This is a genomic window from Sinorhizobium terangae (genome assembly GCF_029714365.1).
GTDB classification, from domain to species: Bacteria; Pseudomonadota; Alphaproteobacteria; order Rhizobiales; family Rhizobiaceae; genus Sinorhizobium; species Sinorhizobium terangae.
Genome location: NZ_CP121659.1, coordinates 1322032 through 1344141, shown reverse-complemented (window position 1 = coordinate 1344141; position 22110 = coordinate 1322032). Strand labels below are relative to the sequence as shown.

The 22110-nt window shown below is 58.1% G+C and carries 27 protein-coding genes and 1 tRNA gene; 15 read left to right on the top strand and 13 right to left on the bottom strand.

Features of this window, described 5'->3' with window-relative positions; genetic code table 11:
- Window positions 1-73 precede the first annotated feature (73 nt).
- The 3 genes from QA637_RS06435 (at window position 74) to QA637_RS06425 (ending at window position 2545) form a co-directional block, all read left to right on the top strand.
- Window positions 74-664, top strand: coding sequence for a hypothetical protein (locus QA637_RS06435; protein WP_153440806.1), 591 nt, complete (start codon window positions 74-76; stop codon window positions 662-664).
- A 4-nt stretch (window positions 665-668) separates the two neighbouring features.
- Window positions 669-1373 (top strand): HAD family hydrolase, encoded by a 705-nt coding sequence (locus tag QA637_RS06430; protein ID WP_153440805.1) that lies wholly within the window; start codon window positions 669-671, stop codon window positions 1371-1373.
- Window positions 1374-1657: 284 nt separating this feature from the next.
- On the top strand, window positions 1658-2545 hold the full coding sequence (locus QA637_RS06425) for a hypothetical protein (RefSeq protein ID WP_283064337.1): 888 nt from the start codon (window positions 1658-1660) through the stop codon (window positions 2543-2545).
- Between the two features lie 40 nt (window positions 2546-2585).
- Here QA637_RS06425 and QA637_RS06420 read toward each other — a convergent pair whose 3' ends face one another.
- Window positions 2586-3218 (bottom strand): recombinase family protein, encoded by a 633-nt coding sequence (locus QA637_RS06420; protein WP_283064335.1) that lies wholly within the window; start codon window positions 3216-3218, stop codon window positions 2586-2588.
- A 222-nt stretch (window positions 3219-3440) separates the two neighbouring features.
- Between QA637_RS06420 and QA637_RS06415 the strand changes: the two genes are divergently transcribed.
- Entirely contained in the window at window positions 3441-3728 is a 288-nt protein-coding gene (locus QA637_RS06415) for a hypothetical protein (protein ID WP_283064334.1), read from the top strand.
- On the top strand, window positions 3688-4155 hold the full coding sequence (locus tag QA637_RS06410; RefSeq protein WP_283064332.1) for a hypothetical protein: 468 nt from the start codon (window positions 3688-3690) through the stop codon (window positions 4153-4155). The genes QA637_RS06415 and QA637_RS06410 overlap by 41 nt, the downstream gene beginning before the upstream one ends.
- Before the next feature lie 365 nt (window positions 4156-4520).
- Here the strand turns inward: QA637_RS06410 and QA637_RS06405 are convergent, their stop codons facing one another.
- The 7 genes from QA637_RS06405 to QA637_RS06375 all read right to left on the bottom strand — a co-directional run bounded on the left by QA637_RS06405 (window position 4521) and on the right by QA637_RS06375 (window position 9306).
- On the bottom strand, window positions 4521-4832 hold the full coding sequence (locus QA637_RS06405) for a hypothetical protein (RefSeq protein WP_283064330.1): 312 nt from the start codon (window positions 4830-4832) through the stop codon (window positions 4521-4523).
- A 47-nt stretch (window positions 4833-4879) separates the two neighbouring features.
- Window positions 4880-5416: a virion core protein, T7 gp14 family gene (locus QA637_RS06400; RefSeq protein WP_283064328.1), complete on the bottom strand. Its 537-nt coding sequence runs from the start codon at window positions 5414-5416 to the stop codon at window positions 4880-4882.
- Window positions 5413-5778: a hypothetical protein gene (locus QA637_RS06395; RefSeq protein WP_283064326.1), complete on the bottom strand. Its 366-nt coding sequence runs from the start codon at window positions 5776-5778 to the stop codon at window positions 5413-5415. The genes QA637_RS06400 and QA637_RS06395 overlap by 4 nt, the downstream gene beginning before the upstream one ends.
- 667 nt (window positions 5779-6445) lie before the next feature.
- Window positions 6446-6850, bottom strand: coding sequence for a hypothetical protein (locus QA637_RS06390; protein ID WP_283064324.1), 405 nt, complete (start codon window positions 6848-6850; stop codon window positions 6446-6448).
- 268 nt (window positions 6851-7118) lie between these two features.
- Window positions 7119-7334, bottom strand: a complete 216-nt coding sequence (locus QA637_RS06385) for a hypothetical protein (protein WP_283064322.1) — start codon at window positions 7332-7334, stop codon at window positions 7119-7121.
- Between the two features lie 178 nt (window positions 7335-7512).
- The gene (locus QA637_RS06380) at window positions 7513-9135 is read right to left on the bottom strand and encodes a site-specific integrase (RefSeq protein WP_283064320.1); all 1623 of its coding nucleotides are present in this window, start codon (window positions 9133-9135) and stop codon (window positions 7513-7515) included.
- Between the two features lie 85 nt (window positions 9136-9220).
- Window positions 9221-9306: transfer RNA gene (locus tag QA637_RS06375), tRNA-Leu, on the bottom strand.
- 250 nt (window positions 9307-9556) lie between these two features.
- Between QA637_RS06375 and QA637_RS30865 the strand changes: the two genes are divergently transcribed.
- The 3 genes from QA637_RS30865 (at window position 9557) to QA637_RS06365 (ending at window position 10533) form a co-directional block, all read left to right on the top strand.
- Window positions 9557-9796 (top strand): hypothetical protein, encoded by a 240-nt coding sequence (locus tag QA637_RS30865; RefSeq protein ID WP_327791119.1) that lies wholly within the window; start codon window positions 9557-9559, stop codon window positions 9794-9796.
- Window positions 9796-9969 (top strand): hypothetical protein, encoded by a 174-nt coding sequence (locus QA637_RS06370; protein ID WP_283064318.1) that lies wholly within the window; start codon window positions 9796-9798, stop codon window positions 9967-9969. The genes QA637_RS30865 and QA637_RS06370 overlap by 1 nt, the downstream gene beginning before the upstream one ends.
- A gap of 195 nt (window positions 9970-10164) precedes the next feature.
- Complete coding sequence (locus QA637_RS06365; RefSeq protein ID WP_283064916.1) at window positions 10165-10533, top strand: VOC family protein; 369 nt, start codon at window positions 10165-10167, stop codon at window positions 10531-10533.
- A gap of 128 nt (window positions 10534-10661) precedes the next feature.
- On the opposite strand, the gene QA637_RS06360 is transcribed toward QA637_RS06365, so the two are convergent.
- From QA637_RS06360 to wrbA, 3 genes are all read right to left on the bottom strand, one after another.
- Entirely contained in the window at window positions 10662-10880 is a 219-nt protein-coding gene (locus tag QA637_RS06360) for a hypothetical protein (protein WP_153440804.1), read from the bottom strand.
- Between the two features lie 89 nt (window positions 10881-10969).
- Entirely contained in the window at window positions 10970-11212 is a 243-nt protein-coding gene (locus tag QA637_RS06355; RefSeq protein ID WP_153440803.1) for a DUF2188 domain-containing protein, read from the bottom strand.
- 233 nt (window positions 11213-11445) lie between these two features.
- Complete coding sequence (wrbA, locus tag QA637_RS06350) at window positions 11446-11994, bottom strand: NAD(P)H:quinone oxidoreductase type IV (RefSeq protein ID WP_234886969.1); 549 nt, start codon at window positions 11992-11994, stop codon at window positions 11446-11448.
- Window positions 11995-12202: 208 nt separating this feature from the next.
- Between wrbA and QA637_RS06345 the strand changes: the two genes are divergently transcribed.
- Window positions 12203-12949 (top strand): competence/damage-inducible protein A, encoded by a 747-nt coding sequence (locus QA637_RS06345; RefSeq protein ID WP_153440801.1) that lies wholly within the window; start codon window positions 12203-12205, stop codon window positions 12947-12949.
- A gap of 351 nt (window positions 12950-13300) precedes the next feature.
- Entirely contained in the window at window positions 13301-13798 is a 498-nt protein-coding gene (gene gpt, locus QA637_RS06340) for a xanthine phosphoribosyltransferase (protein ID WP_153440800.1), read from the top strand.
- Window positions 13799-14003: 205 nt separating this feature from the next.
- Here gpt and QA637_RS06335 read toward each other — a convergent pair whose 3' ends face one another.
- Window positions 14004-15479, bottom strand: a complete 1476-nt coding sequence (locus QA637_RS06335) for an NAD(P)H-hydrate dehydratase (protein WP_153436441.1) — start codon at window positions 15477-15479, stop codon at window positions 14004-14006.
- A 333-nt stretch (window positions 15480-15812) separates the two neighbouring features.
- Between QA637_RS06335 and QA637_RS06330 the strand changes: the two genes are divergently transcribed.
- The 3 genes from QA637_RS06330 to hspQ all read left to right on the top strand — a co-directional run bounded on the left by QA637_RS06330 (window position 15813) and on the right by hspQ (window position 18152).
- Window positions 15813-16151, top strand: a complete 339-nt coding sequence (locus QA637_RS06330) for a P-II family nitrogen regulator (protein WP_003528058.1) — start codon at window positions 15813-15815, stop codon at window positions 16149-16151.
- An 86-nt stretch (window positions 16152-16237) separates the two neighbouring features.
- Complete coding sequence (gene glnA, locus QA637_RS06325; protein ID WP_283064313.1) at window positions 16238-17647, top strand: type I glutamate--ammonia ligase; 1410 nt, start codon at window positions 16238-16240, stop codon at window positions 17645-17647.
- Window positions 17648-17822: 175 nt separating this feature from the next.
- Complete coding sequence (gene hspQ / locus QA637_RS06320) at window positions 17823-18152, top strand: heat shock protein HspQ (protein WP_153436439.1); 330 nt, start codon at window positions 17823-17825, stop codon at window positions 18150-18152.
- A 175-nt stretch (window positions 18153-18327) separates the two neighbouring features.
- On the opposite strand, the gene QA637_RS06315 is transcribed toward hspQ, so the two are convergent.
- Window positions 18328-18951: an invasion associated locus B family protein gene (locus tag QA637_RS06315; protein ID WP_153436438.1), complete on the bottom strand. Its 624-nt coding sequence runs from the start codon at window positions 18949-18951 to the stop codon at window positions 18328-18330.
- Between the two features lie 501 nt (window positions 18952-19452).
- Between QA637_RS06315 and QA637_RS06310 the strand changes: the two genes are divergently transcribed.
- Entirely contained in the window at window positions 19453-21240 is a 1788-nt protein-coding gene (locus QA637_RS06310) for an extracellular solute-binding protein (protein ID WP_283064888.1), read from the top strand.
- 186 nt (window positions 21241-21426) lie between these two features.
- A complete protein-coding gene (locus tag QA637_RS06305; RefSeq protein WP_153436436.1) occupies window positions 21427-22092 on the top strand; it encodes a DsbA family oxidoreductase in 666 nt (221 codons plus the stop codon).
- The last annotated feature ends 18 nt before the right edge of the window (window positions 22093-22110 follow it).

Here is a 22110-nt window from a genome sequence, read left to right as displayed (position 1 = left end):
GACTTGGCAATGCCTTGACTTAGAGTGGCAAATACCGAAAGTCTGGAGACCATGGGCACGGGGGAGGAATACGATGCCGAAACGCCTGCTCTTGCTTGCAACAATGACTGCCGCGATCGCGGCGACGATCGACGCGGGGGCTCTGGCCGGTCCGCTGTCTGATGCCGCGACAAAGGCGGAACAGCAGGCGACCTCAGGTGACGTGGCGGGTGCCCGGGAGACGCTGCGGCAGGCGGTAAGCGAGTTCTCCCAAACACTTCCCTTCGCGATCGGCAAAGCGGTCTTCGTCACGGCCGAACCGGCGGGCTATGCGATGTACGAGCCCAAAGCCGATCCGACCTTCAAGGCCGGCGAGGCAATCGTGTCCTACGTCGAACCGGTTGGGCTTACCTGGAAGGAAGCGAGCGTCAAGGGCAAGATCCAGACGCGTTTCACGGTGGATTTCGACATCCTCAACCCCAAGGGCGAAGTCCTCGCCAGCCAGAAGGCATTCGGCGATTTCACTTTCACGGGCTACCTGCGCAACCAGGAAATCTACTCGACGCTGACGATCGACGTGACTGGCGCGCCGGCCGGCGACTACGTGCTGCGTTTTCATTTCAATGATATCAACAGCGGCAAGAGCGCGACCGTCGACCAGCCTTTCAAGATCGCCGCGCAATAGGTCCATGCCGAACAGAATTACGACCATTGGTTTCGATGCCGACGATACGCTGTGGCAGAACGAACAGTTCTATCGCCTTACCGAAGAGCGTTTCGTCGATTTGCTGAAAGACCACGCCGACCCGAAGGCGTTGCCTGCAAGATTGCTCGCGGCCGAAAAGCGGAATCTCGGCCTCTATGGCTTCGGCATCAAGGGCTTCACCCTCTCGATGATCGAGACCGCGCTCGAGGTAACCGGCGGCAAGCTGCCGCCGTCGGTGATCGCCGAAATTCTCGCCGCCGGACGGGAAATGCTTGGCCATCCGGTCGAACCGCTGCCAAACGTGCATGAGACACTCGAGGCCCTCGCCGGACGCTTTCGCCTCGTCATGATCACCAAGGGCGACCTTTTCGATCAGGAACGGAAGCTTGCCGCCTCCGGGCTCGGCGACTTCTTCGCCGCCATCGAAATCGTCAGCGACAAGACCATGTCCACCTATCAGAGAATATTCTCGCAACACGGCGACGGGCCGTCGAGGAGCCTCATGGTCGGCAATTCGCTGAAATCCGACATCGTCCCGGCGCTGGCGGCCGGCAGCTGGGGCGTCTATGTCCCGCACGCCCTCACCTGGTCTTTCGAACATCACGAGAAACCGGAAGACCATCCGCGTTTTCATGAAATACCCGACCTCGGTCAGCTCGAAACGCTCTTGCGCAAAATCGCCGGTTGATGGGCGGCGCAACCGCGCAAGGAGGGGCTGGTGCGGACGACGGGGGACCAGAAACCCCGCCATTCTTCCTTGATTTTACAGTGTTTTTTTCGTCGCTTTCGAGAGGCTTTGTAGCGGTCTTTGTAGCAATACGCAACGATTACGATGCACCTCGTCACAGCCTCGCCACGGCCGTTCGTTGCTGCATCAATAGCAGTTGGGGACAACTTAGAAGCCTTGTCTGTATCAGTCGTCAGTCTCGGAGTATTCCTCAATGGAGCGGAGTTTCATTAAAGAGGTATGCAGTGGTTGATAGCGGGGAAGAAGGGGCCGTGGCTGCTCCTGTCGATGTAATAACATTAAAGGATTTCCTTGAGAATATTCACCCATCTATCGACAAGAGTGTAAGTGATCTTTGGGAAATCGAGAAATCTGGGGTTGGGTCACACGTTTCAAATAAAATAAAGACCCCGGATATACGCATCCACTGCAATGTATGTGACGGAATTAGGACGTTTCGTAGCGCGAACAATCCTGCATTACACCAAAAGACTAAAAATGCAAATACCAGCTTGTTATACAAATGTGGAGACTGCCACAAACAAACGAAGACATACTATGTGAATGTTGCCTTGGCAGAGCGGCCAGAAGGTGGAATAGTTTCAAAATTCGGAGAGAGGCCCGGGTTCGGCGTTCCAATTTCGTCACGAGTACTTCGATTATTCGGAAAAGATCGCGAAATCTTCCTGAAGGGTAGGCAGTGCGAGAACCAAGGCTTAGGTATTGGGGCATTCGCATACTATCGACGCGTCGTTGAAAACCACAAGAATGATATTATCAGCGAGATCATAAAAGTGTGCGAAACCGTGGGCGCTCCTGAGCAGTTGATTGAGGAATTGCGAAAAGCAACGGGGGAAATCTCGTTCGCCAAGTCCATCGAAACCATCAAGACGGGTCTTCCTCAGGGGCTACTGATAAACGGGCATAACCCGCTGACTGCGCTCCACGGTGCCTTGAGCGTGGGTCTTCATAATGAGAGCGACGAGGAGTGCTTGGAAGCAGCAGGTGCTGTACGTTTGGTTCTAACCGACCTTGTCGAGCGGATGAACCTTCTTCGCCAAGAAAACAAGCAGCTAAACGACGCAGTAAGGCTCCTTATGGCCAAGAAAGCAGTGGTCACTACGGGGCGTTGAAAAGTCATTATCGCCCCACGAAGAAGAGAAGCAGCACGATCTACAGCCCCCACATCGCCAGCGCCTTCTCAGCGGCTGCGGGGTCTTCCTTGATGCGATAGACCGTCTGGCGACTAAGGCTCGATGCTTGGGCGATCTCTGACACGTTCATACTCTTGCTGGCCAAGTCCATGACAGTCTGAAACTGCTCGCGGCTATAGCTGGGCTTGCGACCCCGGTAAGCATCGTCCTTCTCCTTAGCGTTGGCAATCCCGGCCTTCTGTGCCTCCTTCGTTGCCTCAGCCTGTGCCTGTGCCGAAGCGGCCATGAAGCTGATCATGGCGTCTCTCACGGCCATCTGCATGGGGTCGGTGGTCGAGCCGTCAAAAGTCATGTTGTTAATGATCGTGCGGATGACCACGCCACGGCGCATGAACTCCCTGATGGTATCGGTCACGTCCGCGTAGTTCCTGCCGAGACGGTCAACCCAGCGAACGACCAGCGTGTCCCCTGCACGCAGCATGTCGAAGAGGCGTCTGCCCTCTGGCCTATCTTTCATCAGGACGGAAACCCCGGAAACCCCGTGATCGGCAATAACATGGTCGAAGATAAAGCCAGCCTTCTCGGCTTGCGTCTGCTGGTGGCTGAGGGTCTGTTCCGAGGTAGAAACGCGAGCGTAAAGGAAAGTGGCCATGCGGGTCTCCATGTGTCCGTAGAGGTGCTGTCCACATGAATGCATGTCCGAAATGAAGATGTCAACCCTAACGGACAAAAACAACTGCACCTTCATCGCGTCCGCTGTCCTATACCCTTGCGGACAAACAACTTTTCTCTGTGGAACGAGATTGGCTCGTCTCGTCCACCACTCACTCCTTGGGTAGTGTGCCACTTCAATTCACGCGTGAGGGGGGCGATAATGGCCACGGATAAGGCTTGGGAGCGGGCAGAGAAGGAAACCAATGAACGGCATTGGAACTGGACGCCTGTAATCCCGAAGATAACGGTACTTTTCGTTTCAGGCATTGTGTGCAGCCTTGCTGCCACCATCCTTGATTTAGAAGAAAGGACTGGACGGCAGTTTGCGACAATAGTGTCGCTTGGCTTAGCGGCTATTGTTTGGCTCATCGAGCGATCAATGCTGAAGGCCAGAAACAAGATGTTCAATGAACTGTACTTCCGGTATCGCGAAGAGGAGAGCCGGTAGCCCCAAGTTGGGCCGAATAAATCTGAGGGTCGCGATGGGGATAATAGCAAGGCTATTTCGGCAGGAGGACTACGAGACCGCTGAACATTGGAGGCACGGTTGGGAGAACGCCAAGATTTTCCAAGAGGTTGTTTTCACGACTATAGAATGCGTAGTCATCCTTGCAGCTCTGGACATCGCCCTGAACAAGCAATTCAGTGTGGTGCTGGCAATAACTTACGGCTTGGCATTCTTTGCGTTGATGTCCTATCTGCAGATGTACTTTAAGTTCCTCATTAATGCCACCAACGAGAAGTTCGAAGTCATCAGCAGACTTACGGCGTTCGCGTGGATTGCCGGTACTGCATCGTCACTGGCATCGTTCGGAATTACTTTACTCCTTCCGCGAATGGTATCTGCCTTTGTCGAGGTCAACTTCATGCAATGACTGATCGTTGACAGCCCGCAGGTGGTGGCAAACCTGACGCCAAAGCGGCCGCTCGCGGCGTAGCTTATTCTGCGCTGGGGCCACCGGGGGGAGCCGGGAGTTCTCTATATCTGATCTGGGCTTAGAAATTTTTGCAGCGAATATTCCGGCCCCTCACTCCCATCAACACACGTCCTCCATCACTGGGACCAACGGGACAAGGATCAAACCCTGATGCGGCAGTGACGAAGGCGAGATCATGCGTTGATGGGAGGGCCGCGCGAGAAATCGACCGTGGACGCACGTTCATGGCTGGCTGGCGCTGAGAGACCACCCAACCCCCTGATGCTCTTCTACGGTCGAGACCGCGCAAGGAAATGAGGCTGTTAAAGCGTCGATGGGGTTCGCGACTGGCGAACGACCTTAGCCAACTGCCTATAGTCCTCGTCGGTGATGAGGGCGAGCGGTCCAAGCACGGTGCCGCGATCTGAAACCGTCGACATCAGATATTCCACTCGGTAGCCCTCAAGGGTCTGCCGGTAGTCACCGTCGTCATCCGCCTTCAGGCCGATGGCTGCGCCTACATCCTTGGCGAGGTGGTAGAGGGTTCCGTCAATCTCGACAAAGCGCAAGCGAATGAGCGGGATGCTCTCGTCGTGCTGGTCGATGATGAGGGTTTTGGTGCGGGGGTGAGACATGTTGTTGTTCCGTAGCGTTGTTGTCGAAATGGAAATGGTGCGGTGGGCTATGGCTTCTTCCACCAGCCTTCACCGAGCTTCAGCCGCCGATCAACGGCACCGCTATAGCTGTCGAGAGCGGTCGAACCGATCGCCAGTCCGGTGGAGACGAACGACGGTTTTGCGGCACGCTGAACGCTGTTGATGCGGTCAGTATTGCGGGTGCGGATGGCTCGCATTTCGTCGTTGAGCTGGTTGAGCGACCACTCGGTCTGCTGGTCGGTACGGTCGATAGCCTGGGACTGCTGGCCCATGATGTCACGCATCAGGGCATCGACGGAGACACCGGAGACACCGGCTTCACCAGCCGCCACCTCGGCAGTCGCCTTGGCAGCTCGATGCTCTTTCATGATGTCGATCTTCTCAGCAGCAGCAGCTTCCTGCTCTTGGATCATCCGCTTCTGCGTGGCGAACTGTTCGTCCCGGGCAGCTTGGTTTGCGTTGGCCGCGTTCTGCCGGTAGTAGGCGTTCTGCTGTGCAGCCGCTGCAGTCTCGGCTTGGTAGGATGCCGCTTGGGTCAATCCTCCGATGGCGAGGCCGATCATTGAAACTGGGTCGCACACGGGCCGATCTCCCTTGAAGCAGCAAGCCTCTCCCTCAAGCCCTCTGTCATTGGATCGAAGCGGACGATGCGGGGGCCGTGGCGCTCGTTCTCGGCAACCTTCAGGCGTGCCGCTCGTTCGATGTCACGGAAGACCATCCGGGGATGAGGGCGCTCGTTGTCCCACATCTCCATGCGTCCCCGATAACCGAGGGCGACGAGATGGCGACAGGCGTCACCGGATGGGTTGCGGGTGTTGGTGATGATGATCTCGCCGTTGAACGAGACCGAATAGCCTTGCCCCTTCTTGGTGATCTTCACCGGATCGATGAAGACCCTCAGGGGCGATGTGTCTGGTTGGTGCATGAAGGTACTCTCTGCCCGTCGTGCGGGCTTGGATATTGCGTTTCGTTGTCGTTGAGATGTCTCCTCGTTGCTGGCTGTGCTGACGAAAAAAGCCCCCACGTCTGGAGAGACGAAGGGGCCGACGACAACAACGCAACGAAGAGAGTTTGCCGGTCGGTCTCTCAAGAGCTGAGAGATGACGACCAGCATCCGCACCTCCCAAAATCAAGACTGGCTATGCCAGACTGAAGGGTGTCGATGGAGCGACTATGCGGATGGAGATGGAGATGGAGATGGAGACCGAGGACGATGACGGGGCTGTGGAGGAGCTGCCTCTGGTCGGTCTATCAGGTGTCGTTAAGGTGACCTGAGGGGGTCGTTAAGGAGACTTATTGGAGAGAGAGTATTTCCATCATCATCAACATCATAAAGAAACCAGAGATAACCTGATTTCATCAGTTCAACCTCTATCCCCTTTATTAGTCTTTTTCCTCCTCCCGTATGGTGGGGGTAATTAAAAGTTGACGATTTTCTGTTGTCTCAACCAACTTGCTTGGTCTTCCCCTTATGTATGGGGTAATTGGTCCGGCTGGGTCTCCCGGTATCCTGTCGGTGGCTATGGGACGATGTTTGGGACTGCCCCCGCAACGTCCGTCACAGGGGCAGGAAAGCCTTGGGCTGGAGGCGGTCAGCGCTCGGAACCGGCCAGACGCTTCTCGGCGATTTCAAGCGAGGCCCCCTTCGCGAGTTCCGCCTCCACATCAAGAACTACATCTGCCACTTCTTGGCTGACTGCCGCGTCATCTTCGGGAACGTACTCGATACCGTATGCCTCCTCGATCAAGGCGCTCAGCGCATGGAACTTGGCCCGTTCCGGGGTCATGTGTGCCGGGTTGTCGGCTAACAATTTCCCGGCCCAGGAATTGAAGTCATTCAGCAGTTTCGCGGCGTTCGGGTGGCCGGGGGAGATGACGTAGTCAATGACCTCGTCAGCATTGACAAGAACGAGCTTGTCGTCCCGCCCGCGCTGGTCAACTTCCATGTAGACAGGGTTCAGGGAAAGGGCGGTCTTCGTGGTCGTGGTCGTTGTCATGGTTAGTCCTCTTTGGCCCAGCTCGGTGGGTGCTCGGTGCGTAATTGCGTATGGTGGGGGTAATCACCCGCTTTCTTCCGACGCATCGACCAAGGACGCGCGTTCACCTCGAAATGACCGATGATACCGACCAACCCCCAAACGCCTCTCCACGGTCGATACGTCGGAACGAGAAACAGCACTCCGAGGCTGCTGGGCAGACTGAAGAAAGCAAAGCCCCCGCAGATCGCTCAACGGGGGCCGTGAAGGTCGATTGAGGCGGAACTGATCAGACCGCGAACGGTAGCTGGTCGTCCAACTTCAGCGGCGGCTGATAGCGCCGCTTCGTTTCCAGCAGCCAATGACGGAACTCACCTGACGGAAGCTCGAACCACTGATGGCGATCATAGGTAAACTCTCGGCTGCCGGTCTCGATGGAGAGATAGGACAGGCCGGAAGCCTCGACGGTGAACGAACGATCAAACAAGGTGACTGAAATGCGCATGTGAAAACCCCCTGAATGCGAATTACGGGGTGTTTAGATCGTGATTTGCGGCCATCGTCAATAGGCAAACATGCAACGTTATCAGATACTTATATCCACATATGCATAGTTCACATGCAAAGCGATCCTTCTGCGGCGCTGCACCGTAAGAAATGACCGCCGGTCCCCGACAGCACGGTCACTCAAGGTCATAGCGGGGGAACGTCTTCAGAGCCTCGGCCATATCTTCAAGCGTCGGCGTCTCATAGATGTCACCAACTTCATCGCTCTCATGTCCACAGAAGGCGAAACGGAAACGGCGCTCCATCCCTACCCTTGCTGCCTGTCGTTTGAACGTGTGCCGCCATGCGTGGTTCGGGCTGATGTCAGGGTCTGTGACACCCACATTCTGCCGCACCCACTCAGCGAGCTTCTGACGGGTGATCACGTACGGGGGCCTGACTGGCTTGGTCGGGTCTTTGCTCTCTGCTCGGTGGTCCGCTGGGTCATAGAACAGCGGGCCTGTTCCCGTCTCCTTCACAAAGTCGAGGAAGCCCAGGGCGATCAGATGCTCATGGATTGGCACTTTACGGAACGAGGCACCTTTGACGGTGCCGCCACCTTCAGGCGTGATGTTGATGATCCATATGCCGTCCTGCTCGTAAACGTGAGAGCCTTGGAGCTGCGTCATCTCTCCCGGTCGTGAGCCTGTGTAAGCGCAAAGCCACGGAACCCAACGCCTCGCCGCAGCTTTCTGCTTCTTCACCCGTGCCGTTGGTGGAGCGAGTGCCGCCTTTAGGATTGCCTTCCATTCAGTCGGCTCGAACGCACGCTCACGCCGCTTGACCTTCTTCGCCGTGGCAACGCGCACGCCTGCAAACGGGTTGGCTCTCACCTTCTTATTGTCCAGAAGCCACTTGAAGATCGTGCCAGCGGCTGTGATCCAAACGTCGTTCGCAACCTGTGCCGACCGTTCAGCCGTTACGAGCGATCCTTTCCATGCGATGGCGTCTTCATCGGTGATCGTCGCAACGTCGCGCTTCTCGAAATGATCGTTGAGAGCGATGAAGACACCTCGCCACCGCCCCACAGTCGAGGCGGCTGGCTGGCGTTCCTTCACCCACGCCTCGAAAGCTTGCCAGCAATCCATACCCGCGAGCTTCACGTTCCGATTGGCGACGAGCGCGTCACTGTTGGCGAACTTGGACAGCCGCTCATCGGGGGTATAGTCGCCACCGGCACGACGACGTAGCAGGGCGAAGGAGGCTATTAGCTCATCCTCGATCACATCGACGAACGCGGCATAGGTCTCCTCGGCCAGCGTCAGTGCCTTGTCGGCAAGAAAGGTCGGAAGCTTCGCAAGCTCGATTACGCACGCGCGGACATGGCGACGAACCACCGGACTTTCACCCGCGTCGATGTCATCATGTATCGCGTCCGAGCCTAAAAACCTCGCCCGGGCCTGCCCCAGCATCTCATAGCGGCTGTCCCAGTCCTCAGCCTGACCGGGTTCTTCCTCATGCTGCGACACGTACCACTGATACCACTCGCCACTTAAGGCGCTGATCTGTCGAGCCGTAAGGGAAACGGACGAGCCGCTACCGGATGCTCTTAGCGCCTCGATGCGGCTGGAGACTGTGGCGTCCCAATCGCGAAACTCCGCCTTGGCCTGTCCCTGCGAGGTCGTTGAGGACAGCCTGAAGCGTTCTTCGCGGGAAACACCATAGGCAAGCTTATAGGCGTCCCTCACGTCAGCAGGGATCGCCTTCCTGCCGAACCAATCACCATTGTTGGCACGTCTGAGAGTAGTCATTGCAACCATTTTGTAGCGCCCTTTGTAGCGGTAGGGCGACGACAAACACCTGTAAAACATCAACTAATTGAACTTCAAGGAGAAATCAATGCAGTGGTGCGGACGACGGGGATCGAACCCGTACAGCCTAAGGCCGAGGGATTTTAAGTCCCTTGCGTCTACCAGTTTCGCCACGTCCGCCTGCGGCCTAGATCAAACACTTAGGAGATTCAGTCAAGGGAATGTTTTGCAACTTATCTCCTTGCGTTCTGGAGCGGAGCCGTCGGGCAGCCTGTCCGGGTCGTTGAGGCCGCCCGGTTGCGTCGGCCGAATGCCGCGTCACGAAAAACCGCGCGAACCCCTGATTCGCCAGGGGTTCAATCATCGCCCTTTGCTGGCAAGCTAGCCTGCCTCGAAATTTGTCCCTGCATTGCTGACAGAGGGTACAGGCGTGCGTCCACTGCAAGCGTCATCTGATGTGCCTTTGTTTCCGGAAGACCTGGACACGCTTCAGCGTGTATTCGATCGCCTCTGCGACGAGCATCGATGGCCGCGCGACAGCGCGCCTGCGCAAAGGTACGGCAGAATGCTGATCGAGGCCTATCAGGCCGGAACCACCAATGAGCTTCATCTTCTCACTGCTGGGCGCTTGTTCGTGACCAGGTCGCACGAGGCCAGGAGATTGGTGTGATGTCGGACGCCCCAGTCAACCGCGACGAACCGGAGGAACGGCGCCGTCGCATCGACGCGATGAAGGAAGCTTTTGCAAGCGCCATCGCGGCACGCCAGGCCGAACTGCGTGATCAGCAAACGTCGGGACGGCGCGTTGTCTGGAGGTCCCTGCTTCTCAGCAGGAAGTCATAAGGCGCCGACGGACCGGATACGTCCTCAAAAATATTGAATACCAATATGTTGCGGCATCAACTTCACAAGATTGATATGCGAGTATCTCGCCATCGTTCTGCTTCTGCACGAGAGAATGCTGACAGAAACTGACAGCATCGTCTCCTATGGTCCTGCCATCGGAAAAAGGAGACAACTGTGCTTAAGCCCAACCTCATTCTCTTGCCCAACCTCATTCTCTCGTATGTCCGGAACCCTGCGGAAAGCTCGGCGTTCTATTCGCGCTTGCTTGGCCGCCAGCCCTCAGCGTCGTTTCCCACCTATGTCGCCTTCGAATTTGATAGTGGCCTGAGTTTGGGGCTGTGGTCGATGAGCGCGGAGAACTTCCACACGGCGGGGAGCGGCAACCGCACCGAACTTGCTTTCATGGTTGAGAACGATGCCGCCGTTGAACGGCTTTACGGCGTTTGGCGCCAGGAGGGCGTCACGATCGAGCAGGAACTCATGACGGCAGTCTTCGGCCGCACGTTCGTGGCTCTCGATCCCGACGGTCATCGGTTGAGGGTCTGTACGCCGGACGATTGAAGTCGGTCGGTGCAGCGCGGGGCGCGCCGCCCACAAAATAGCCCGTCATTCGTTCGGCACGAATGGCGAGCATCAGCTTGCGCGAGGCGACGCACTACAACATCCCGCAGCGAGATTCCGGACCGGTCTCAGTGGTAGTAAAAGCAATCGCAGTCGGCCTTCAAGGCGTCTTCTCCGCGCCAGACTCTTACCGCCAGTTTCGACGATTTTCCACTGTCGTCCAACCGCAACCCAAGCAAGGAGACCGCCGCTGCCTTCGGATTGGGTGCGTCGACTTCGATAACCGATCCGACCTGATGAACGCCCAAGCGGGCGGTCCAGGTGAAGATTTGAACGCTATAATGCATTGGAAATCCTCCGTCGCGTTGTCAGCGCGTACGGGGATGGCGTCGTCAGGGGCATATAAGCTCGAACCCAACTGCCCCTTCAACTATCTTCAGCCATCCTCGACGGTTGCTTCAGGTCGATCTCCCCCATCGGCGTGTTCGAAATGCCAATTTCCCTTCTCATCCTGGAAGCTGATTTCCTCGTCGTCGCCGCCTACTTGCTGTTCGGCCGCTGCGGCTCTTGCGGCCGCCAGTGCCATCTCGCGACTGGGAAAGGGCTCTGAATACGCCTCGGCTGCCTTGTAGGCCCAACCTCCGTCGTGTGGAACGATCGAATAAGTGATCCGCGCCATTCTTCACTCCCCTGGATTTCCCGGGACAGTTGCTGCCCCGGCGGACCGTCGCCGCACGGTCCTTGCTGCTCCTCCTTATCAATGGCATTTGCATGCCGAACGGCGGCGATGTTAGCACAGAATGACGCTGCCAGGCCACTTTTGCGATGATTTTGGCCGCCTTTCGAAGCTTTCGCGAAACTTCAACGCACAGTCTCGCCGGGCCGCGCCAAAAGGCGCCTCTAACGGAGACATCAGGACGCGAGTTTTGCGGCGATCTTCGCGACATGCGCGCCTTGGTAACGGGCGGCATCAAGCTCGACCGCCGACGGCTGACGCGAACCATCGCCTCCGGTGATGGTCGAAGCACCGTAGGGAGAACCGCCCTTGATTTCGTCCAGCCCCGCCTGGCCCTCGAATGCGTAAGGAAGGCCGACGACGACCGTGCCGAGATGCATCAGCGTCGGGATCAGGCCGAGGACGGTGGTTTCCTGACCGCCGTGCTGGGTTGCCGACGAGGTGAAGGCGGAGCCGACCTTACCGACGAGTTTGCCCTGAGCCCAAAGACTGCCGGTCTGGTCGATGAAGTTGCGCAGCTGCGACGCGACGGTGCCATAGCGCGTGCCCGAACCGAAGATGATCGCGTCATAGTCCGCAAGCTCGTTGACGGTCGCAATCGGCGCCGCCTGGTCTATCTTGTAATAGGAGGACTTCGCCACGTCCTCCGGCACCAACTCAGGCACGCGCTTTACGACGACATCCGCGCCGGTCGACTTGGCGCCTTCCGCGACGGCGTAGGCCATCGTTTCGATATGCCCATAGGCGGAATAATAGAGAACCAGTACCTTTGCCTCATGATACTCCTGTCAGGCAATTACACTTGATCGTCCCCTGGGGCAGGATTTATCAAAACGCACGTGGTCGCCAGAACATGGGCGGTCGACAGACTGTCAAGCTTTCTTCAACAGCCATGGGATCGACTCGGCGATCGCCAAGTATTCAGGAGCACCAATGACCACTGCCACGATCGTTACGGCCGCCATGCTTGCCATAGGCGATGAACTTCTGTCCGGCCGAACGAAGGACAAGAATATCGGCCACCTGGCCGACATGCTGACCATGGTCGGTATCGATCTGCGTGAGGTTCGCATCGTGGCGGACGACGAGGAGGCGATTGTCGACGCAGTCAACGCCTTGCGAGGCCGTTACGACCACGTCTTCACGTCCGGCGGCATTGGGCCGACACACGACGACATCACTGCCGACGCGGTCTCCAGAGCGTTCGGTGTCGAGTGCATCCACGACCCGGAGGCAATGGCGTTGCTTGGCGCCATGTATGAACGCCGCGGCATGGAGTTTACCGATGCGCGCAGGCGAATGGCGCGCATGCCGGTCGGCGCCACCCATATTTCCAATCCCGTATCGACGGCGCCCGGCTTCCGGATCGCCAACGTCTACGTCATGGCCGGCGTGCCCCAGGTCTTCCAGGCGATGCTTGATAGTTTGCTTCCCAGCCTCCAGACGGGGACGCCAGTCCTTTCATGCACTGTCCGTTCGCCCTATGGCGAAGGCGATATTGGCGGGCCCTTGGCGGAGGTGCAGAAGAAACATCCGGAAACGAGCATTGGCTCCTACCCCAAGTTCGACGGCAAAACCTTCTCGACCGATATCGTCATCCGCGCTCGCGAGGCTGCGGTGCTCGCTGCGGCCGAGGCCGATGTCGTGGCGATGATCGAGACAATTGCCCGTTCTCGCTAATGCATGTCGCCCAAAAGTGTGCAGCGGTTTTGGTACAACGACATGGGTAAAAGCAACGAGCTAAAGCGCATCGCATCAGTCAGATTGAACGCGACATGCTTTAGTGCGGGATGCGGAAAGCGCGTGCGGTTTTCCGTCCACGTTCCGCTCCAAGCTATTCGATCAGGCGGCATGCTCATGCCCCCATGGTTCGACGGAGGTGGAGGATTCCTGGACAGGCCTTGTCGGCCCTTGCGCTCCGGGCTTCATTTTCAGTATTGGGTATCCAAAGCGTGACGAAGCGCGCTGTGCGACCTCCTTGTTCGCCGCGGCGCTTCGCAGCCTGTATTCGACTGAAGCCGGAGCCCGTAAATGTCTCTTCCAGATAAAGCCTTTCCCGTATCCTGGGATCAGTTCCACCGCGATGCCCGCGCGCTCGCGTGGCGGCTGGCCGACAACGGACAGGAATGGCGTGCAATGGTCTGCATCACCCGCGGGGGCCTTGTTCCGGCTGCAATTATCTGCCGCGAACTCAATATCCGCATGATCGAGACCGTCTGCATCGCCTCCTATCACGACTATGACACGCAGGGCCAAATGAAGGTTCTCAAGGGCATTTCCCCGGAAATCGCCAAGGATGGCGGTGAGGGTGTGCTGATCATCGATGACCTGACCGACACCGGCAAGACCGCCACCGAGGTGCGGGCAATGCTGCCGAAAGCCCATTTCGCCGCCGTCTATGCAAAGCCGAAGGGGCGCCCGCTCGTCGACACTTTCGTCACGGAAGTCAGCCAGGATACCTGGATCTATTTCCCTTGGGACATGGGCTTTACCTATCAGGAGCCGATCGCCAAGGGCACGCGCGGCTGAGACTTCTTCGCGGTTCCGCAGGCAGCGCGTCCCATCAGACGCGCAGAGAGCGCTGCGGCACCGTGAATGGCTTATCCTCAAATCGGCTACTACTGCATGATTCCTTAAATCGGAATCGATTTAAGGATAAAATCATGCAGCAAATCAAAGTGCTACAGCGGCCTTGGCGCGTCCGATTGGACGCGCGGCGCTGTAGGTAACAACGTCACGGTAGCGGCGGAATGCATTCGACGAGCGTCTCCGCCGTCATGCCGCGTCCGGCGCGCCTCCCGGCTTCCCCGTGACGCCAGACCGCCGCAGCGGCGGCCTCGAAGGCCGGCATGCCCTGCGCCAGGTGCGCGCCCATGATGCCGGCCAGAACATCGCCCGATCCGGCGGTGGCAAGCGATGGCGGAGCATTGTCATTGACGACGGCGTGGCCCGATGGAGCGGCGACGACGGTGTCGGGTCCCTTGTAGACGACCACCGCATGGCTCAGTCTCGCGGCGGCTTGCGCCTTTTCAATCTTGGACAGCGCGGCCTCCGCGGCGATCTCCGGAAACAGTCGCGCGAACTCGCCCTCATGCGGGGTCATCACCAACCGCCCCCCGCTGGAAGCGGCCCGTTCGAAGAGTTCCGTCCGGTCCTTCTCGAAGGAGGTCATCCCGTCGGCGTCGAGGACAAGCGCCCGATCGCAGAGCATCAGGGCAAAGTCCCTCGCCTTCTTGCCGACGCCGAAACCGGGTCCGAGCACGAATGCGTTTACCCGCTTGTCCTTGAGCCAGGCCGCAAGGTCTTCGGTGCCATGAATTTCCCTGAGCATCACAGCCGTAAGGTGGGACGCGTTTGCCGCGAGCGCTTCGGTCGGCGACGCAAGCGTCACCAGGCCGGCGCCGGCAGCAAGGCCTGCGGTTGCCGAAAGGCGCGCCGCGCCGGTCGAGCGTGGACCACCCGAAAATACGCCCAGATGGCCCCGTCGGTACTTGTGCGTGGCCGGATCAAGAGCGCTGGCGTGCGATCCCCATGCGGCTGGAGTATTGAGCCGCAAGTCACCCGCCCGCTCGCTGACAAGCCGCGCGGGGATGCCGATGTCGAACACCTCCAGAGTGCCGCAGCGGACGCGCCCGGGCATCAGCAGATGGCCGGGTTTGCGAGCCATGAATGTGACGGTGTGAACTGCAGCGAAGCTCGCTCCGCGGATCTCCCCCGTGCGCCCGTCGACGCCCGAGGGCAGATCAACGGCGATGACCGGGACGTGCCCTTCACTCGCCCGCGCAATGGTTCTTTGCGCCTCTGCCGGAAGATCGCGCGTAAGCCCGGCTCCGAACAAGGCATCGATGACGACGTCCCCAAGCTTGGGCTCATAGGCCTCAAGCGGTTGCACCGTCAGTGGGCAAGCACTCTTCGCTCGCGCTGCATCGCCTTTCAGCGCCTCCGGATTGCCGAGCGCGAAAACGGCCACGGCGGCACCTCCGTCTGCGAGTGCGGAGGCTGCGACATAACCGTCGCCGCCGTTGTTGCCCGGCCCACAGAGCACAACGAAACGAAGGGCTTCCGGAAAGAGCCGCAAGGCGGCTGCCGACACCGCCGTCCCGGCTGAACGCATCAACGCGAAGCTATCGATGCCCGAAGCGGCGGCCGCATTGTCGATCGCCGTCATTTCGGTCGGTGTCACCAGAACGTCTCGGAGCACTTCAAGCATGAACCAGATCTAACCGCGCCAAAGGCTCCAAGGCAAGAAGGCATCGCACCAAACAGAATGAGCATTTTTTATGCATTTGCACATTATTGGTGCTCAAATAACGAGCTTATGAAGCCCGTTGCAGCAATAATGCCAACATCAGATAATCATCTTTCATAAAAAATAGGCAGAATGGCCGAGGAGGCGGAGCATAATCCCGGCGGTACCGGATCAAGCTGTGAAAATTCACCATCCGGGGTTTCATTCTGCAACAAAACTGGCACGCTACGTGCATATTGGACGCCGAGCGGGCATGAACCTGCTTTAAAGGGAGAAGCGGAGAGACATTTTCTCATGAAAAAGATCGAAGCGATCATAAAACCCTTCAAGCTGGACGAAGTGAAGGAAGCCCTTCAGGAAGTCGGCTTGCAGGGGATCACCGTCACGGAAGCAAAGGGTTTCGGGCGACAGAAGGGACACACGGAGCTTTACCGAGGCGCCGAATATGTCGTGGACTTCCTGCCGAAGGTAAAAGTCGAAGTCGTGCTGGCAGACGAAAACGCAGAGGCCGTCATCGAGGCCATTCGTAATGCCGCGCAGACCGGCCGCATCGGTGATGGAAAGATTTTCGTGTCCAACGTGGAAGAAGTCATCCGAATCCGCACCGGCGAAACTGGCCTCGACGCCATCTAATCAAGCATTCACCCCATCAAATCCCGAGGGGCCGTCCGGCCCCGCTTTTTCAAACCTCGTCATCTCACAACAGGGACTTACAAAAAATGACGACTGCGAGTGAAGTTCTGAAGCAAATCAAGGACAACGACGTCAAGTTCGTCGACCTGCGCTTTACCGACCCGAAGGGCAAGCTGCAGCACGTGACGATGGATGTCGTCTGCGTCGATGAAGACATGTTCGCTGATGGCGTCATGTTCGACGGCTCCTCGATTTCCGGCTGGAAGGCTATCAACGAATCCGACATGGTGCTGATGCCTGACCCGGAAACGGCTCACATGGACCCGTTCTTCGCTCAGTCGACCATGGTCATCTTCTGTGACATTCTCGATCCTGTTTCGGGCGAGGCTTACAATCGCGACCCGCGCGGCACGGCGAAGAAGGCGGAAGCCTATCTTAAGGCCTCCGGCATCGGCGACACGGTCTTCGTTGGACCTGAGGCGGAATTCTTCGTGTTCGACGACGTGAAGTACAAGGCCGACCCCTACAACACCGGCTTCAAGCTTGATTCCTCCGAACTGCCGTCCAACGACGATACCGACTACGAGACCGGCAACCTCGGCCACCGTCCGCGCATCAAGGGCGGCTACTTTCCGGTACCCCCGATCGACAGCTGCCAGGACATGCGCTCCGAAATGCTGACCGTGCTTGCCGAAATGGGCGTCACGGTTGAAAAGCATCACCACGAAGTGGCCGCTGCCCAGCACGAGCTTGGCGTCAAGTTCGATGCGCTCGTTCGCAACGCCGACAAGATGCAGATCTACAAATACGTCGTGCACCAGGTTGCCAATGCCTACGGCAAGACGGCGACCTTCATGCCGAAGCCGGTCTTCGGCGACAACGGGTCCGGCATGCACGTGCACCTCTCGATCTGGAAGGACGGCAAGCCGACCTTCGCCGGCGACGAATACGCCGGACTCTCGGAAACCTGCCTCTATTTCATCGGCGGCATCATCAAGCACGCCAAGGCCCTCAACGCCTTCACCAACCCCTCGACGAACTCCTACAAGCGTCTCGTTCCGGGCTATGAAGCGCCGGTTCTGCTCGCCTATTCGGCCCGCAACCGCTCGGCTTCCTGCCGCATTCCGTTCGGCAGCAACCCGAAGGCAAAGCGCGTCGAAGTCCGCTTCCCCGACCCAAGCGCGAACCCCTACCTCGCTTTCGCGGCCATGCTGATGGCCGGCCTCGACGGCATCAAGAACAAACTTCATCCGGGCAAGGCGATGGACAAGGACCTCTACGACCTGCCTCCGAAGGAACTGAAGAAGATCCCGACCGTTTGCGGCAGCCTGCGCGAGGCGCTTGAAAGCCTCGACAAGGATCGCAAGTTCCTGACGGCCGGCGGCGTCTTCGACGACGATCAGATCGATTCGTTCATCGAATTGAAGATGCAGGAAGTCATGCGCTTCGAGATGACGCCGCATCCGGTCGAATACGACATGTACTACTCGGTCTAACGAAAATGGACCGGTCGGCAAACACGTCCGGTCCGCTTACGACAATGGACGAAGGCGGGCCTTGTTCGAAGCCCGCCTTTTTCATGAGCAGTGCCCCCAAGAACGGTTCACCGCAGACCTATTGATGTTCGGCACGCGGCAACCCAGATTATTGTCTGAAAGGATGTGTTGCGTCATGAAACAAAGAAACGCGAAATTTGAGATCGGACAGGTGGTTCGCCACCGGGTCTTCCCGTTCCGCGGCGTCATCTTCGACGTCGATCCGGAATATGCCAACACCGAGGAATGGTGGAATGCCATCCCGCCGGAAATTCGGCCGAGCAAGGACCAGCCCTTCTATCATCTCTTCGCCGAGAACGACGACACCGAATATGTCGCATATGTTTCCGAACAGAACCTTGTTTCCGATGAGAGTGATAGACCGATCCGCCACCCGCAGGTGAGCGCCTTGTTCAAGAAGGATGCCGTCGGGCACTACAAGCCGAAGGCCACCTACAAGCACTAAGGCGCTGGGGCGTTCCCTCGATCGCCAACTAAGACGCTTCGGCACACGTGTCCGGAGCGTTTTTTAGTCTGGGCGACCCCGTACATCACCTCTCGATTTGGACTCGCGATTATGGTCCGAAACAAAAACGCCCGGATAAAAATCCGGGCGTCTAAATCTCAGGAAACGAGTGCAGTTATTGCTGCTTGGCGGCCTTCTGGGCCTCTTCCAGCTTCTTGCGGGCGTCTTCCGCTTTCTTCTGCATTTCTTCCTGCAACAGGCGCTGGCGTTCTTCCAGCTGCGACTGTTCGATCGGCTCGCCGTCAAAGACGCCGGTGAAACCTTCGAGCGTCATCTTGATCGGGTTCGGCGCGCGCTGGAAGTTGACCGACGTGAAGACGACTTCGTTGCCCTTCTTCAGGTTGGCAATCAGCGCGTCGGAAAGCGGTGCCTCGGCGACACACTTGTCGGGCATGCAGATTGCATAGTCGAGCTTCACACCCTTGGCACCGTCGATCTGCATCTGAACACCCGGCGGAATCATCCGAGCGGAAGGTACGGAAACCTGCAGAACCTTGCGGTTGATCTTGCCGGAGACGGTGATGAGGCCGACAGCAGTGATGAGCTGACCATTGTTGGCGGTGAGCAGGTTCTGAACGATGCAGACGTCATTGTCTTCCTGCTTGGTGCAAACCTTGAACCAACCCTGCGGCGGCTTGCCTGCCTGCGCGAAAGCAGCGCTTGGCGCACCGGCGGCTGCAACAGAGAGCGCCAGCGCTGCCATTGCCGCGCTATTGGTGAAGTTCGACTTGAAGATCATTGTGATTCCGTCTCCTGAAATCCGGTTCCGGAACAAACTGTTCCGCTGGTGAATATCGTCAGCCGCCGTTGTCCTGTTGGCCAAATGAGGCATTTGCATGGCCCCGTTTCCGGAAACACCTGTTACATTGGCTCGTGGCGTTTATCCAGTGTTTCGTTGCATTTTTTGCAACCGCCGAAGGCGGAAATACCGGTTTTTTGAATAGAACTTACCGAGAATCGTGACGGCCGATTCTTGAGGACCAGTGCCGGGATCTGGGCGGAAAACCGCTTCATATTCCTGATCCCGTCGAGATCGCGATGATTTTGGATCGCTGATCCAAATCATGAACGTGATCGTTTCCGGGAGTCGGAGCAGGATCCGGGCGGAAAACCGCTTCACACTTTTCCCGATCCCGCTCCGAAGGTTGGAAATATGGGCCCGCATTGGTAACGTGACGGGAATCGGCCTGTAGAAATCCCTCGGGAGGTGAAGTTGCGCGCAGTTCTTTCCGGCCTTGCCATGCTTGTGGCCGCCAGCACATTCGGCAATGAAGCCTTGGCCGCGCCGGTGCATGCCATTTCCATGCACGGCGAGCCCGCCCTGCCCGCCGACTTCAAGAACTTCCCTTACGTCAACCCCAATGTGAAGAAGGGCGGAAAGATTTCCTATGGCGTCGTCGGCACGTTCGACAGCCTCAACCCCTTCATCTTGAAGAGCATGCGGACAACGGCGCGGGGGATGTGGGATCCGGCCTTCGGCAATCTCGTCTATGAATCGCTGATGCAGCGCTCCCAGGACGAGCCGTTCACAATGTATGGACTCCTCGCCGAAACCGTCGAGTGGGACGACGATCGCACCTTCATCCAATTCAACCTGAACCCGAAGGCGCGCTGGGCCGACGGCCAGCCGGTGACCCCCGAAGACGTCATTTTCACTTTTGAGCTGATGCGTGACAAGGGCCGCGCCCCCTTCAGCAACCGACTCTCCAAGGTCTCGAAGATGGAGAAGGTCGGTGACCGCAGTGTCCGCTTTACCTTCAACGACGATGTCGACCGCGAATTTCCGCTGCTGCTCGCTCTTTCTCCCGTGCTGCCGAAACATGCCATCAATGTCGACACGTTCGACAGGACCACGCTCGAGCCGCCGCTCGGTTCCGGCCCCTATCGTGTTGCCGAGGTAAGGGCAGGCGAACGCATCGTCTATCGCCGGAATCCCGACTACTGGGGCAAGGACCTGCCTTCGAAGATCGGCTTGGACAATTACGACGAGATCTCCGTCGAATATTTTCTGCAGGAGAACTCCCTCTTCGAGGCGTTCAAGAAGGGCGAGGTTGACGTCTATCCGGAAGGCAGCGCGACCAAATGGGCACGCGGCTATGATTTTCCGGCGGTGCGCTCCGGCGACGTGATCAAGGACACCTTCACGCCGAGAACCCCCTCCGGCATGCTCGGCTTCGTCTTCAACACGCGCAGGCCGATGTTCGACAACATCAAGCTGCGCCAGGGCCTTGCGCTCGTTTTCGACTTCGAATGGGTGAACAAGAATCTTTTCGACAGCGCCTACACGCGAACCCAGAGTTACTGGCAGAACTCGTCGCTTTCCTTCCTCGGCGCCGCCGCGGACGACCGTGAGCTTGGACTCATGGGGGACGTCAGGGAGAGGATCAATCCGACCATTCTCGATGGGAGCTACCGCCTCCCCGTCACCGATGGGTCCGGTCGTGATCGCAATGTGCTGCGCGAGGCGGTGACGCTGCTTCGCGAAGCTGGCTACGCCATCAAGGACGGCAAGATGGTCGACGCCAAAGGCAAGCCGCTTGCCTTCGAAATCATGAGCCAGAATGCCGGGCAGGAAAAGATCGCGCTTGCCTACCAGCGGTTCCTCGCGCCGCTTGGAATCGTCGCGACCGTGCGCACGGTCGACGATTCCCAATATCAGCAGCGCAGCCAATCCTTCGACTACGACGTGATCATAAAGTCATTCCCGTCCTCGCTCTCTCCGGGCGTCGAGCAAGTCGGGCGTTGGGGATCGCAATCGCGGGACAGGCAGGGGAGCGAGAACTTTGCCGGCGTCGCCGACAAGGATGTCGACAAGCTGATCAGCAATATCCTGCAGGCGCGGACGACCGAAGATTTTACAGCCGCAGTCCGCTCCCACGACCGGCTGCTGGTATCCAATGCGTATGTGGTGCCGCTCTACCATCTCGACGCCCAATGGGTCGCGCGATGGAAGCATATCGGGCGCCCGGCCACGGTTCCGCTTTACGGCTACCAGCTGCCGACCTGGTGGGACGAGCGCGTGCAGTAACTATAGCGCCATGCGTCTTTTCAGACGCACAAAGGTCGCTGTAGCACTTTGAATTGCTGCATATTTTTGTCCTTAAATCGGATTCTATTTTAGGAAACATGCAGTAGGTTCCCATTTGGTAACGCATTGAAACTGTCGCCCCACCGGCCTATCTCGCAGGTTTAGGAACCTAGAAAGGCTGGTGCGATGGAAACCGTCAAAATCGATATCGTCTCGGATGTTGTTTGTCCGTGGTGTTACCTCGGAAAGAGGCGCCTCGATCAAGCCGTGGCCAATGTCACCGGCGAAATCCTCGTGACGATCCAATGGCGCCCCTACCAGCTCAACCCGGACCTGCCGGCAGAAGGCGTCGATCACAAACGCCATCTTGCCGCAAAACTCGGCGGCCAGGACGCCGTCGACAGGGCCCACAAAACGCTCGAGGGACTTGGCCGGGAAGATGGCATCGACTTCAACTTCGATGCCGTGAAGATCAGCCCCAACACACTCGACGCCCATCGACTGATCCGCTGGGCCGCAACGAATGGCGAGGAAGCCCAGGCGGAGGTCGTGCGCCTACTCTTCAAGGCCAATTTTGAAGAAGGCCGAAATGTCGGCGATCACGCAGTGCTTCTGGAGATTGCCGAGGAGGCTGGCCTCGATGGCCCGGTTATCGCCGCCCTTTTGACCTCCGACGCGGACAAGGAATCGGTGAAGCAGGAGATCGACGTCGCCCGCGAGATGGGCGTCAGTGGTGTCCCTTGCTTCATCATCGACCAGCAATATGCGGTGATGGGCGCCCAATCGGTCGACGTGCTGACGAACGCACTGCGCGAGATCGCGCAGATGAAAGCCAGCGGCCTGGCACACTAGCGCATCGGCCCGAAAATC

Coding starts and splice junctions, on each gene's coding strand:
- QA637_RS06435 (WP_153440806.1), top strand. CDS start 74: ATGCCGAAACGCCTGCTCTTGCTTGCAACAATGACTGCCGCGATCGCG.
- QA637_RS06430 (WP_153440805.1), top strand. CDS start 669: ATGCCGAACAGAATTACGACCATTGGTTTCGATGCCGACGATACGCTG.
- QA637_RS06420 (WP_283064335.1), bottom strand. CDS start 3,218: ATGGCCACTTTCCTTTACGCTCGCGTTTCTACCTCGGAACAGACCCTC.
- QA637_RS06415 (WP_283064334.1), top strand. CDS start 3,441: ATGGCCACGGATAAGGCTTGGGAGCGGGCAGAGAAGGAAACCAATGAA.
- QA637_RS06410 (WP_283064332.1), top strand. CDS start 3,688: ATGAACTGTACTTCCGGTATCGCGAAGAGGAGAGCCGGTAGCCCCAAG.
- QA637_RS06405 (WP_283064330.1), bottom strand. CDS start 4,832: ATGTCTCACCCCCGCACCAAAACCCTCATCATCGACCAGCACGACGAG.
- QA637_RS06400 (WP_283064328.1), bottom strand. CDS start 5,416: ATGATCGGCCTCGCCATCGGAGGATTGACCCAAGCGGCATCCTACCAA.
- QA637_RS06395 (WP_283064326.1), bottom strand. CDS start 5,778: ATGCACCAACCAGACACATCGCCCCTGAGGGTCTTCATCGATCCGGTG.
- QA637_RS06390 (WP_283064324.1), bottom strand. CDS start 6,850: ATGACAACGACCACGACCACGAAGACCGCCCTTTCCCTGAACCCTGTC.
- QA637_RS06385 (WP_283064322.1), bottom strand. CDS start 7,334: ATGCGCATTTCAGTCACCTTGTTTGATCGTTCGTTCACCGTCGAGGCT.
- QA637_RS06380 (WP_283064320.1), bottom strand. CDS start 9,135: ATGGTTGCAATGACTACTCTCAGACGTGCCAACAATGGTGATTGGTTC.
- QA637_RS06370 (WP_283064318.1), top strand. CDS start 9,796: ATGTCGGACGCCCCAGTCAACCGCGACGAACCGGAGGAACGGCGCCGT.
- QA637_RS06360 (WP_153440804.1), bottom strand. CDS start 10,880: ATGCATTATAGCGTTCAAATCTTCACCTGGACCGCCCGCTTGGGCGTT.
- QA637_RS06355 (WP_153440803.1), bottom strand. CDS start 11,212: ATGGCGCGGATCACTTATTCGATCGTTCCACACGACGGAGGTTGGGCC.
- wrbA (WP_234886969.1), bottom strand. CDS start 11,994: ATGGCCTACGCCGTCGCGGAAGGCGCCAAGTCGACCGGCGCGGATGTC.
- QA637_RS06345 (WP_153440801.1), top strand. CDS start 12,203: ATGACCACTGCCACGATCGTTACGGCCGCCATGCTTGCCATAGGCGAT.
- gpt (WP_153440800.1), top strand. CDS start 13,301: ATGTCTCTTCCAGATAAAGCCTTTCCCGTATCCTGGGATCAGTTCCAC.
- QA637_RS06335 (WP_153436441.1), bottom strand. CDS start 15,479: ATGCTTGAAGTGCTCCGAGACGTTCTGGTGACACCGACCGAAATGACG.
- QA637_RS06330 (WP_003528058.1), top strand. CDS start 15,813: ATGAAAAAGATCGAAGCGATCATAAAACCCTTCAAGCTGGACGAAGTG.
- glnA (WP_283064313.1), top strand. CDS start 16,238: ATGACGACTGCGAGTGAAGTTCTGAAGCAAATCAAGGACAACGACGTC.
- hspQ (WP_153436439.1), top strand. CDS start 17,823: ATGAAACAAAGAAACGCGAAATTTGAGATCGGACAGGTGGTTCGCCAC.
- QA637_RS06315 (WP_153436438.1), bottom strand. CDS start 18,951: ATGATCTTCAAGTCGAACTTCACCAATAGCGCGGCAATGGCAGCGCTG.
- QA637_RS06310 (WP_283064888.1), top strand. CDS start 19,453: ATGCTTGTGGCCGCCAGCACATTCGGCAATGAAGCCTTGGCCGCGCCG.
- QA637_RS06305 (WP_153436436.1), top strand. CDS start 21,427: ATGGAAACCGTCAAAATCGATATCGTCTCGGATGTTGTTTGTCCGTGG.